The sequence below is a fragment of the Breoghania sp. JC706 genome (assembly GCF_037026715.1).
Taxonomy (GTDB): domain Bacteria; phylum Pseudomonadota; class Alphaproteobacteria; order Rhizobiales; family Stappiaceae; genus Breoghania.
This window is the reverse complement of the sequence record NZ_JBANCG010000004.1, coordinates 464722-476801: the sequence shown is the minus strand read 5'-3', so window position 1 is coordinate 476801 and position 12080 is coordinate 464722. Positions and strand designations below refer to the sequence as shown.

10 protein-coding genes are annotated in these 12080 nt (G+C 64.1%); 8 read left to right on the top strand and 2 right to left on the bottom strand.

Annotation, left to right across the window (positions count from 1 at the left end; genetic code table 11):
- Positions 1–62 precede the first annotated feature (62 nt).
- From V2L18_RS10680 to V2L18_RS10670, 3 genes are read left to right on the top strand one after another with little or no spacing between them, the layout of a single operon-like run.
- On the top strand, positions 63–1103 hold the full coding sequence (locus tag V2L18_RS10680; protein WP_336178211.1) for a PhoH family protein: 1041 nt from the start codon (positions 63–65) through the stop codon (positions 1101–1103).
- A 60-nt stretch (positions 1104–1163) separates the two neighbouring features.
- Positions 1164–1655 (top strand): rRNA maturation RNase YbeY, encoded by a 492-nt coding sequence (ybeY, locus tag V2L18_RS10675; RefSeq protein ID WP_336178293.1) that lies wholly within the window; start codon positions 1164–1166, stop codon positions 1653–1655.
- Between the two features lie 44 nt (positions 1656–1699).
- Complete coding sequence (locus V2L18_RS10670) at positions 1700–2824, top strand: hemolysin family protein (RefSeq protein WP_336178210.1); 1125 nt, start codon at positions 1700–1702, stop codon at positions 2822–2824.
- 4 nt (positions 2825–2828) lie between these two features.
- On the opposite strand, the gene V2L18_RS10665 is transcribed toward V2L18_RS10670, so the two are convergent.
- Both V2L18_RS10665 and V2L18_RS10660 read right to left on the bottom strand, forming a co-directional pair.
- On the bottom strand, positions 2829–4733 hold the full coding sequence (locus tag V2L18_RS10665) for a bifunctional diguanylate cyclase/phosphodiesterase (protein ID WP_336178209.1): 1905 nt from the start codon (positions 4731–4733) through the stop codon (positions 2829–2831).
- A gap of 4 nt (positions 4734–4737) precedes the next feature.
- A complete protein-coding gene (locus tag V2L18_RS10660) occupies positions 4738–5949 on the bottom strand; it encodes an FIST N-terminal domain-containing protein (RefSeq protein ID WP_336178208.1) in 1212 nt (403 codons plus the stop codon).
- 329 nt (positions 5950–6278) lie between these two features.
- Here V2L18_RS10660 and lnt point away from each other — a divergent pair, with 329 nt between their 5' ends.
- The 5 genes from lnt (at position 6279) to V2L18_RS10635 (ending at position 11947) form a co-directional block, all read left to right on the top strand.
- Positions 6279–7898, top strand: a complete 1620-nt coding sequence (lnt, locus tag V2L18_RS10655; RefSeq protein WP_336178207.1) for an apolipoprotein N-acyltransferase — start codon at positions 6279–6281, stop codon at positions 7896–7898.
- Between the two features lie 600 nt (positions 7899–8498).
- The gene (locus V2L18_RS10650) at positions 8499–8906 is read left to right on the top strand and encodes a helix-turn-helix transcriptional regulator (protein ID WP_336178206.1); all 408 of its coding nucleotides are present in this window, start codon (positions 8499–8501) and stop codon (positions 8904–8906) included.
- Positions 8907–9235: 329 nt separating this feature from the next.
- Positions 9236–10408, top strand: coding sequence for a methionine adenosyltransferase (gene metK, locus V2L18_RS10645; RefSeq protein ID WP_336178292.1), 1173 nt, complete (start codon positions 9236–9238; stop codon positions 10406–10408).
- Positions 10409–10502: 94 nt separating this feature from the next.
- Positions 10503–11189: a tRNA (guanosine(46)-N7)-methyltransferase TrmB gene (gene trmB / locus V2L18_RS10640; protein WP_336178205.1), complete on the top strand. Its 687-nt coding sequence runs from the start codon at positions 10503–10505 to the stop codon at positions 11187–11189.
- Positions 11190–11323: 134 nt separating this feature from the next.
- Positions 11324–11947, top strand: a complete 624-nt coding sequence (locus V2L18_RS10635) for an NYN domain-containing protein (protein WP_336178204.1) — start codon at positions 11324–11326, stop codon at positions 11945–11947.
- The last annotated feature ends 133 nt before the right edge of the window (positions 11948–12080 follow it).

Below are 12080 nucleotides of genomic sequence, written 5' to 3'. Positions count from 1 at the left end.
CTGGACGGGACAAAACAGAGCTTCGCGGGAATAACACTCGCGAGGCGGCTCCCGCGTCCGACATGACCCATGTGGTCGTCGCCTTCGATGACAATCGGCTGATCGGCGATCTCTTCGGCCAGTTCGACCAGAACCTCGCGCTGATCGAGCGCCGGCTCGGGATCGAGGCGATCGGCCGCGGCAATCAGGTGACCATCAAGGGCAGCCATGAGGGTTGCGAGCAGGCGCGGCTTGCGCTGGAGGCGCTCTATCGGCGTCTGCAGCAGGGCCACGAGCTGCATCCCGGCGACGTGGAAGGCGCCATCCGCATGGCTTCGAGCGATGCGGGCCAGCTTTCGCTGCCCACGCTCGAGCCGCGCTCGCGCCTGTCGTTTGCCCAGATATCGACCAAGCGCAAGACAATCGTCGCTCGCACGCCCGCGCAGGACGCCTATATCCGCGCCATGGACCGCGCCGACCTCGTCTTCGGCATCGGCCCGGCCGGCACCGGCAAGACCTTTCTCGCCGTCGCCTATGCGGCGGCGTTGCTGGAGCGCGGCGAGATCGACCGGATCATCCTGTCGCGCCCGGCGGTGGAGGCCGGCGAACGGCTCGGTTTCCTGCCCGGCGACATGAAGGAAAAGGTCGATCCCTACCTGCGCCCGCTCTACGACGCGCTCTACGAGATGATGCCCGGCGAAAAGGTGGAACGCGGCATGATCTCCGGCGTCATCGAGGTGGCGCCGCTCGCCTTCATGCGCGGACGCACGCTGTCGAACGCGGTGGTGATCCTCGACGAGGCCCAGAACACCACCGCCATGCAGATGAAGATGTTCCTGACGCGTCTGGGCGACAACGCCAAGATGATCGTCACCGGCGATCCCAGCCAGATCGACCTGCCGCGCGGCATGATTTCCGGCTTGCGCGAGGCGCTCGATGTGCTGGAAGGCGTGGAGGGCATCGCCCGGGTGCGATTTACCGAGAAGGACGTGGTCCGGCACGAACTGGTCGCCCGCATCGTCGCCGCCTACGACAGGGCATCGGCGGTCGCCGAGGAGACGCCGGAGACAGGCCGCTCCGGCACACAGGCTGCCGGGCCGGCGACGCCGCCACGCAGGGGCTAGAACGACGTGACACAGCCAACCGGTGCACCGGATGACGCGTTCGGCGACGCCACGGGCGATCTGCCCGAAGACATTGAAATCGATCTGACGATCAATGCGGACGGATGGCCGGATGCGGAAGCGCTTCATGCGTTGGCGGAACGCGCCTTTGCTGCGGCAAAACGCGAGGCGGGCTTGCGCTGTCTGCAGGGATCGGAGCTGAGTGTCGTCTTTTCCGACGACGCGGAGGTGCAGGTCCTCAACCGCGACTATCGCGGCAAGGACAAGCCGACCAACGTGCTGTCCTTTCCCGGCGGCGACGAGGAGGGACCCGTGTTCGGGCCGCTTCTGGGAGACATCGTGCTGGCGCGTGAAACCGTCTTGCGCGAGGCGGAGGAGGCCGGGCGCAGCTTCGAGCAGCATCTCATTCACTTAATCGTACACGGAATCCTTCACCTTTTCGGGTATGATCACCAAATTGACCAGGAGGCCGAGATAATGGAAGGCCTCGAAACCCGGATCCTGGCAAGCCTCGGCATAGCCGACCCTTACCGGATTGATCCCGCAGCATAGGACGAAAACCGGTTCCGGACGTGGGACCGTACGAGACAATGACATTGCCTGAGAGTTCAACTTCCGAGCCCTCTTCGCCCGAAGAGCCGGGCCAGAGTTCCACCGCGCCGGCGTCTCGTTTCGAGGCGGATGCCGAGCGCGATCCTCGCCCATGGCTGTCGCGGCTGATCAGTCAGCTCGTGCTGCGCCGCAACGGATCCTTGCGCGAAAATCTCGAACACGTGCTGGCCGCCGATTATGGCGGCGATGCCAATTTTTCACCGGAAGAGCGGGTGCTGCTTGGCAACATCCTGCGCCTGCGCGAGGTGCGCGTGGAGGACGTGATGGTCCCGCGTGCCGACATCGATGCGGTCGACGAAACGATCTCGCTCGGCCAGCTGATGGAGGAATTCCGCTCCTCCGGCCATTCGCGCATGCCCGTCTACCACGAGACGCTGGACGATCCGCGCGGCATGGTCCACATCAAGGATCTGCTCTCGTTTTTCACTGGCGCCCTGAACGGCACGCCGAATGGCGCGCAAGAGCGGGACGCCGAAGACCCCGATGCCGAAAAGCGGTATTCGGAAAAGCGGGGTGCCAGCGGGCTCGATTCCGGAAACCTCGATCTCTCGCGTCCGCTCGCCGGGCTCGACATCATCCGTCCGGTCCTGTTCGTGCCGCCTTCCATGCGTGCGGCCGACCTGATGGCGCAGATGCAGGCCTCTCGCGTGCAGATGGCCTTGGTCATCGACGAATACGGCGGCACCGACGGTCTCGTTTCGCTCGAAGACCTGGTGGAAACGGTCGTCGGCGATATCGAGGACGAGCACGACGAGGACGAGGAGCCGATGCTGGTGCGCCAGAACGAGGGCACCTGGGTGGCGGACGCGCGTGTCACCATCGAGGATCTTGCGGCGGAACTCGGCGATGGCTTCGACGTCGGCGAACTGTCAGAGGAAATCGACACGCTGGGCGGTCTGCTCTTCACCATCGTCGGCCGCGTGCCGGTGCGGGGCGAGTTGATCTCGGCCGACATGATACCGGGCCTGGAGTTCGAGGTGATCGATGCCGATCCGCGCCGCGTCAAGCGCGTGAAGATCATCCGCGAAGGCGCGGAGACGATCCCGGTTCCCACCGCCGGGGCCCGCCCGAGACGGAAGGCGGAAAACGAGGAACAGGCGGCGGAGTGACGTCTCACCCGATCCGGTAGACCCGGCGTGTGGCGTCCGGACCCGACCAGGTCATCAGATCGTCAACGATCATCGGGGGCGCGAAGAAGTAGCCCTGGACGATGTCGACGGAACTCTGTGACTGCAGGTAGGCGAGTTCCGCTTCCGTCTCTACGCCCTCCGCCACCGTCTGCAACCCGATCGCGTGCGCGAGCTTCTCGATGGCGCGCAGGATGCGCTGGTTGACGGGGTTGTGCTGGATGCGGTTCACGAAGGAGCGGTCGATCTTCAACTCGTCCGCCGCTAGTTCCGCCAGCACCGAAAGCGAGGAGTAGCCGGTGCCGAAGTCGTCGATGGCGACGCGGATGCCGGCCGCGCTCAGCATAGGTTGCACGAGCGCGCGGAACTGCGGCGCCTGCACCATCGCATCCTCGGTCAGCTCCAGGATAAGCCGGCTGGCGCGCCCGCTGGCCACCACGCGGGCAACGAGCGCCGACATGAACGCCGGATCGTTCGCCTGAATGCCGGCGATGTTGAGCGAAATCGACGTTTCGCCTCCAAAGCGGGTGTCGAGCGTTTCAAAGGCCGACAGCGCATCCTCGGCGACCGCGAACGTCACCGCGTTGAGAAGCCCGAGTTCCGTCGCCGCGTGGATGAACTCTGCGGGCGAGCGCACCGTCCCGTCCGCTTCCCGCCAGCGCGCCAGCGCTTCGAAGCCGACCACCTTGCGATCGGCGATCCGCACCTTCGGCTGAAGCGCTGCCTCGAATGCCTTGTTCTCGACCGCCTCGCGCAGCAGCCGTTCCAGCTGCATCGAGCTGTAGAGGTCGCGTCCCATCTCGCTGGAAAAGAACACGGCCGCGCCGTGACGCTCGGCCTTGGACCGGTACATCGCGAAATCGGCGTTGCGTCGCAGTTCCTGGAATTCGTTGCCATTGTCCGGACATATGCTGACGCCGATGGAACTCGTCACATCGATCCGATTGCCCTCCAATAGGTAGACGCTGCCGAGCGCCCGGCGCACCCGCTCCACCCGCGCTTTCGCCGCCTCCATGTCCGGCAATTCGCAGATCAGCATAACGAATTCGTCGCCGCTCATCCGCACCACGCAGTCGCAAGGCGCGGCCTCCGCCGCCAGCCGCTGCGCAATGAGCTTCAGCAAGGCGTCGCCCGTCTCGTGGCCGAAATAGTCGTTGATCCGCTTGAACCGGTCGACATCGATGAAGACGAGGGCGATCAGCTCGCCCTCGTGGCGCGCCGCAAGCGCCTCGGATCCGCACTTTTCCAGCTGCGCCCGGTTGCCGATGCCGGTCAGATCGTCGTGATAGGCCCTGTGCTCCAGGGTATGGGTGAGCTCCTGCAGCCGCTGGTTCTCGCTCTCGCTGTGATGGCGCCGGCGGATGCTGAGCGCATGCGAGGCGAGCAGGGCGAAGCGTTGGCCGAGCGTTACATCGTCGCGCGAGAAGCCCTCCGTCCCGGCGGCCCTCAGCAGCACGATCGCGCCTCGCTTAGCCTCCAGCCGGATCGGAAGGAACATGGCCGGCTGATCCGGCCGCACAAGTGCGGGATGGTCGGGAACGGGCGGACGGCCGCCCTCCTCGATGCGTGCGGCAGCGCGACCGCCCATCACCTTGAGCATAAGTCGCGATTTCTCCCAGTGCGTGCCGACCATATCCTGCGTGGTGGATGCGATGCAGTCGAGCGCGTCGCCTTCCTCCACCAGGGCCACGGCCGTATCGAACCGGAAGACCTCGCGCAGCGAGGCGAAAGCGACCTGGAAGGGGTCGTTCCCGTCATCGAGCGAAAGCAGCGACTGCAGACCGGAGGAGAGCAGCCTGGCCTGGTGGGCCTGCGTGCGAAGGGAGGCGTTCTCCTGCTGAAGATCCTGCAGGATGTCGCGCAGCGCCTCGATGGATTGGATCCTGTCCATGCGTTTACGATCCGAAGACGACGGCGGAAATCATCAGATTTCCGTGCTTGTTGACGCCGAGGACCGGGCCCTGCTCTCCAAAGGTGAAGCAGACGAGCGTCGGCGTATCGTCGAGCGCTTTCTTCAGGGTTGAGGAGAGGTCGCCGATATGATCGCGCACCGCCATTCGGCAGCCGCCGCAGAAGACGACCAGCGCGGCGATGGCATCGGTTCCTTCGGTCTGCTTGAGGGCTTGGCGGGAGACGCGACCGGCACGGCAAATCAGATGGTCGGCATCGCCGCGCATGCAGTAGATCGTGCTGCCTTCCTCGACTTCGGCAAACGTCGTCAGCGCGCCGTCGGCACGCACCGCCTCGGGGTGGACGAGCAGGAACTGATCGAGCCCGTTCTCCGCTCCGGCCCTGACCGATAGCGGGGCCATCGTTGTTTCGGCGAGGATCGTGCCGCCACGTTCGAGTTTGTCGGCGATCTGCCCCCCGAGCCAGCTGTCATAGACCGCCGCAGCCGGTCTGTTGTCGATCTCCAGAATCGTGCGACTGCGAGGCGGCCCCTCCACCTTCGTCACGTGTCCTCCGTCGATCCGTGTCACCAGGCCCGTGTGGCCGTTGGGTTCGTATCCGCCCTGGAAACCGTAGCCAAGTGGCCGGGAGGGAAACAGCGCGCACACGACGATTGCGTCGCGGGTCGCGCCATCGCGTGAAATCTGGGTCCATTTGCCTTCCACGTTGTCGTCGGCCGAGCTGCCGCCGACAATCGGGCAGCGGTCGCCGACCACGCGTTTCAGGCCGGCAATGATTTGTTCCTCATGGCCGAGCGCCTGATAGGTCCAGACGAGTTCGGGTAGCTCGCCGGCGCATTCGGCGTCTTCGAGTGCTGCGCGCAGGGCTTCTTCCGCGGCTGCGGCGGGATCATCGCCGAGCGGGCGGGAGGCGGCACCGTAGTCGCCTTCCGGATCTTCGATCAGCAGAAGCCCGAGCGATCGGGCACTGCGCGGACCATGTTGGTCCATGACGCCATGGGAGGACGAGCCGCCGATCAGCTTGGCCGCGGGGAAGCGCGTGCCGACGACGCGACGGATGGCGTCGCCATCGAGATCCTGTCCGTAGAAGGCGAAGACGAGGTCGGCCGCGATGTCCGTATTGCGCACGGCGCATTCCAGTTCAGCGCAAAGCGCGTCTGGCGAAGTCACGTCGATGATGATGGAAGCGGCCCGCATCTGGCAGTCCTGGCGATTGGGAGCGAGGGGCTGGAGAATGCCCCGATGATTAAAATCCGGCACCACGGTTCCAGTTGCTGGACCATGGGCGGGTATGACCGCGGTTGGGGCCGCACCCCGGGCGTCTTTCCGTTACGCAACCGGGAAGACGGTCCACATCCTCGATCCTGACAACTCTAGCAACGGAACCCCTAAATAGTTCTTTCACGGACCGTGAAATCGGGCCGCCGATGCGCGGCGCGACCTCTCGTCGCTCCGACCCTTGACCGGGCAAGTCCGCCCGCGCACATGATGCAGCCTTCCGCCCGGGGGCGATTCGGAACGTGCGCATGATCCAGAGCCTGGCCGATACGCTGATCTTGAGCTGGGGCTGGCGCCGGTGGGGCGCAGCCTTTCTGCTGGGCGCGCTGGCCGCCCTGTCCCAAGCTCCCTTCGATCTCTTCTTCGTGCTGTGGCTCTCGTTTCCCGGCCTCGTCTGGCTGATCGACGCGACCATGACGGACGATGGAAGGCGCACCCGGATCTCGCTGCGCGGTGCGGCGGCGGTCGGCTGGTGGTTCGGGTTCGGCTACTTCCTCGCCGGGCTATGGTGGATTGGCTCTGCTTTCCTGGTGGAAGCGGATGCGTTTGCCTGGATGATGCCCTTCGCCGTTCTGGCCATGCCGGCGGGACTGGCGCTCTTCTGGGCGGGGGCGGCCGCACTCGCACGGTATTTCTGGACCGAAGGCGCCATGCGCATCCTGGTGCTCGCGGCGGCCGTATCGGGGGCTGAATGGCTGCGCGGTCACGTTCTGACCGGGTTTCCCTGGAACGCGATCGGCTACGGCTTCGCCGCCAACACGCTGATGATGCAGCCGGCGGCGCTGGTCGGCGTCTATGGCCTCGGCTTCGTCGCGGTGCTCGTCTTTGCCGCGCCGGCGGTGCTTGTCGACACCGGCCGTCTCTCGCAACGCTTGGCCTTTTTCGGCTTCGTCGTGCTTCTGTTCGCCAGTTGTCTCGGTTACGGCGCGTGGCGCCTGCACGAGCCCGGACCTCAGGATGTCGCAAATGTGCGGCTGCGCATTGTCCAGCCCGATATTCCGCAGGCCGAGAAATGGGTGCCGGGCAACGCGCAATGGATTTTCGAGCGCTATCTCGATCTCTCCTCCGCCCCGCTCGGCCCCGACGACGCTCGCCTCGACAAGATCACCCACGTGATCTGGCCGGAATCGGCCTTTCCCTTCATTCTGACCCAGGAGCCCGGCGCGCTCGCCTCCATCGAGGCTTTGCTTCCGGAGGGAACCGTGCTGATCACCGGGGCGGCCCGGGCGGAACCGGCCGCCGACGCGGGCGCGTCGGGCCACAAGACCGATTTCTATAATTCCATCTATGTGATCACCGACGACGGCACCATCGTCGATGCCTACGACAAGGTTCATCTGGTGCCTTTCGGTGAATATCTGCCGTTGCGCGGGTTGCTGACCCGGCTGGGGCTTGAAAACCTTGTGCGCGTGCCGGGCGGTTTCACGCCGGGCTTCCGGCACCGCGAACTGACGCCTCCCGGAGCTCCGGAGTTCTCGCCGCTGATCTGCTATGAGGCGATATTTCCCGGTGCCGTCGTCGATCAGGGCAACCGTCCGGGCTGGCTCCTGAACCTCACCAACGACGCCTGGTTCGGCAACACGCCGGGACCGCACCAGCACCTGCGCCAGGCGCGCCTGAGGGCGGTGGAGGAGGGGCTGCCGTTGGTGCGCGACGCCAATACGGGCATTTCCGCCGTCATCGATTCCCGCGGCCGGATCCGTGCCCAATTGCCGCTGGGCACAAAGGGCGCCTTCGATTCCGATCTGCCCGGCGCCGATGCGCCGACGCTCTATGCTCGGATCGGCGACTGGCCTCTCGCCATAGCGTTTCTCGTGGTATTCGCCACTGCGGGAGTTGTGCGGACACGTCGTCGTCTTCCCTTCTAATTGCCTGATGTGACCGGACAAATCTCGTCAAATTGCAACAATTGACGAGGGGGTGCTGCTGCGGGCATTATTTGCGCGTCACAAGTGATCCGGCAGGTCGCTGCGGCACGATTTCGCTTCCTGCCCAAGCGTCGGGTTGCGCGACTGAACGTGTTTGGCCGGGATCTCTGCAGGAAAATGCGCTGCTGGCAAAACACTGGAGGCTTGTAAAGCCAGCGCAAGCGCGCCGGCTTTACCATGATTTCGTTCCGGCAATCTTGACGGCAATCGTCCCGGACCGGCCGTGGTCGGGAGGCGGTCCGGTTATCACGTTGCGTCAGCTCGGGTTGGGCCGGGTGTGGGGTCTTGGCTCTGGCGGCGAAAGCACAAGGGTTAGCCTGGGATTGGGAAAGCACGCGAGGGGCGAAGCAAAGAGGAGGATACGGAGAGAGATCCGCAAAGGTGAGAGGGGATCATTCGCGGCGGCCCGGGTCGTCGCGGCAGACCGTCACCGCTCCGTTTGGCGCCCTGCTCCGGACGCCGGTGACTTACATTGTCGAGGGTACGCTGGCCGTCCAGGGGGCATGTCGGCGACTTTGACCACAACAATGAAGGCGAAAAATGCCCAGTAAGAAAGCACCCAATCCCATAGACGTCCATGTCGGCAGTCGGATCCGGCTTAGGCGCATGATGCTCGGCATGTCCCAGGAAAAGCTGGGTGAGCATCTGGGGATCACCTTTCAGCAGATCCAGAAATACGAAAAGGGCACGAACCGCGTCGGGGCCAGCCGTTTGCAGCACATCGCAACCATCCTGAAGGTGCCCATTTCCTTCTTCTTCGAGGATGCGCCAGGGTCGTCCGACGAGCAGCCGGGTTTTGCCGAAGCTCAGCCGACCTCCTACGTCGTCGACTTCCTTTCCAGCTCCGAGGGGCTCGCCCTCAACCGCGCCTTCGTTCGCATCGAGGACAGCCGCGTGCGTCGGCGCATCGTCGACCTCGTGCGCGCCGTGGCTGGCGAAGAGGGCTGATCGCAAAGCGATCGATCATCGACGCCGTCCCGCGGATGGGGGGGAACCCTCCGCCTGAAACGATCCGAGACCAGAATGTCCGCCTTGAGTTCGGTTGCGAAAGCGAGGCGGCTTCCCCAACGGGAGCCACCGGGCCGCGCCGGCATCGTCAGCTCTTACTCCCGCTCTCATTCTTGGCGTATGAAACGCCGCAACACGCGTGAAACACGGGGCCCAACCGGTCGTCACGGGACTTGACGTTCTCGGCAATCCCTGCAACTTCCTCATGGCGCTTAGGCGGGCCCCCGTCCGCCGGCACTTCTATGCCATTTCCCAGAAGGACCGTGACATTGGCCCGCAAAGACTATCTTTTCACCAGCGAATCGGTGTCCGAAGGGCACCCTGACAAGGTCTGTGACCGGATCTCCGATACGGTCGTGGACGCATTTCTCGCCGCAATGCCGGAGGCGCGCGTCGCCTGTGAGACACTGGCGACGACCAACCGGATCGTGATCGCGGGCGAGACCCGCGGTCCGGCGGAAATCACCCACGAATACATCGGCCATCTGGCCCGTCTCGCGGTGAGGGATATCGGCTATGAGCAGGAAGGCTTCCATTGGGAGACGGCGGACGTAAAGGTCCACCTGCACAGCCAGTCCGCCGACATCGCCCAGGGCGTTGACAGCGCCGGCAACAAGGACGAAGGCGCGGGCGACCAGGGCATCATGTTCGGCTACGCCTGCCGCGAGACGGACGAACTGATGCCGGCTCCGATCCACTTCGCGCACAAGATCCTCCAGGTGCTGGCCGAGGCCCGCAAGTCCGGCCGCGAGCCGCTGCTCGGCCCCGACGCCAAAAGCCAGGTCACCGTCCGCTATGCCGACGGCAAGCCGGTCGGCATCACTTCCGTCGTGCTGTCGACCCAGCACACCGACCCCGACCTTTCCTCGGCCGATGTGCGCAAGATCGTCGAGCCCTACATCACCCAGACGCTGCCCGACGGCTGGCTGTCGGCCGAGACCGAGTGGCACGTCAACCCGACCGGGAAGTTCGTCATCGGCGGACCGGACGGCGACGCAGGCCTCACGGGACGCAAGATCATCGTCGACACCTACGGCGGCGCGGCCCCGCACGGCGGCGGCGCGTTCTCCGGCAAGGACCCCACCAAGGTCGACCGCTCCGCGGCCTACGCCTCGCGCTATCTTGCCAAGAACGTGGTCGCGGCGGAGCTTGCCGAGCGCTGCACGATCCAGCTTTCCTATGCCATCGGCGTTTCCGAGCCGCTGTCGGTCTATGTCGATCTGCATGGCACGGGCAACGTTGACGAGGCGAAGCTGGAGAAGGTCCTTCGCGAGGTCATGAACCTGACGCCGCGCGGCATCCGCCAGCACCTGCAGCTCAACCGTCCGATCTACGCCCGCACGGCGGCCTACGGCCACTTCGGCCGTGCGCCCGAGAGCGACGGCGGCTTCTCTTGGGAGAAGACCGATCTGGTCGATGCGCTGAAGAGCGCGATGGCCTGATCGTCGCGGTGCCTGATCCGTTCTTGAAAGCCGGTCCCGCTGCGGGCCGGCTTTCTTGCTGTATCGGCCAGGAAATATCCGGTATTCGAACGCCATGAACGACACTTACGAGGGCGCCTTCTTCGGCCGGCGCAAGGGAAAGGCGTTGCGCGCCGCCCAGGCCGAGCGCTTCGAAACCCTGCTGCCGAAGCTCGCCGTGGACCTGACGCGGCCGGCGCCGCAGCCGCTCTGCGCGCTTTTTCCGGTGCCCGTCACCGACATCACGCTGGAGATCGGTTTCGGCGGCGGCGAGCATCTGATCCACCGTGCGAGTGAGGTTCCGGACACGGGGTTCATCGGCGTTGAACCCTTTGTCAACGGCATGGCCAAGGCGCTGGCGGCGATCGAGGAAAAGGGGCTGGAGAATATCCGCCTCTACAACGACGATGCCATCGATCTGCTCGACTGGCTGCCTGAAGCCTCCATCGACCGCGCCTACCTGCTCTATCCCGATCCCTGGCCGAAGAAGCGCCACTGGAAGCGCCGTTTCGTCGGGCCGGACAATCTCGACAGGTTGGCCCGCGTGCTAAAGCCCGGTGCGCAATTCCGCTTTGCCAGCGACATCGACACCTACGTCGACTGGACGCTGCGCCACCTGGCGGCCCACCCGGCCTTCGAATGGACGGCCGAGCGCGCCTCCGACTGGCGCGAGCCGTGGGAAGGCTGGCCCGGCACCCGCTACGAGGCCAAGGCCATCCGCGGGGGGCGGCGGGGGTATTATCTGACGTTTCGGCGGAATTGATCACGTAGTCAGCGATTTTGGCCCTTGACAACCTAAGAAATGTGTATTATTAAGCCTATGATTCTCCCCGTTGGGTACGTCCCTTCGGATAGGCCGGCTTTCGAGCCGGCCTTTGCATTTAAGAGATATTTTGAATGAGGGTCGCCTGTTACGTTGACGGCTTTAATTTGTATCATGCCGTGCATGACTTGGGTAAGCCGCATCTGAAATGGATTGATTTGTGCGCCTTGGCGCAATCCCTTTGCAGGGCCAATGAAACGTTGGTCAAAACCGCTTACTTTTCAGCATTTGCTACTTGGCTTCCTGGCCCGTATGCCCGCCACCGAGAATTTGTTGCAGCTCTTCGTCATGTCGGTGTCGAATGCCACATTGCCCGCTTTAGTGAGAAATCAGCTTTATGCCACCAATGCGGATCTCAGTGGATTCAGCACGAAGAGAAGGAAACGGACGTTCATTTCTCTTTGACGCTTCTGGAAGACGCCTTTGACGATTTGTTTGATAGGGCAATCCTTATCAGCGCGGACAGCGACCACGTCCCCGCAGTCCGCAGAGTGCGCGCACGTTTCCCGAACAAACAAATATTTGTAGCTACGCCACCCAAACGTTTTGGCAGAGCCCGGGAGCTTCGCAAAGTCTGCAACTCGGGAATGGATATTACCCCCGGCAGGCTTGCGAGAGCATTGCTTCCTGAGCTAGTTCAAGATGCGAACGGTCTTGTGATTGCGCGTCGGCCTGCGAGCTATTCGCCTCCGGCATAGGTTGGGCTTTGATTGGGCTTTAGGTGGTGCAAACGGACCGCGCGGCATCTGCGGGCTTGCGTCTTCGGCGTATTTGACTATATTCCCGCCAAGTTCAAATTCTCCATCGGCCGATACCGGCAGTTAGAGAGTG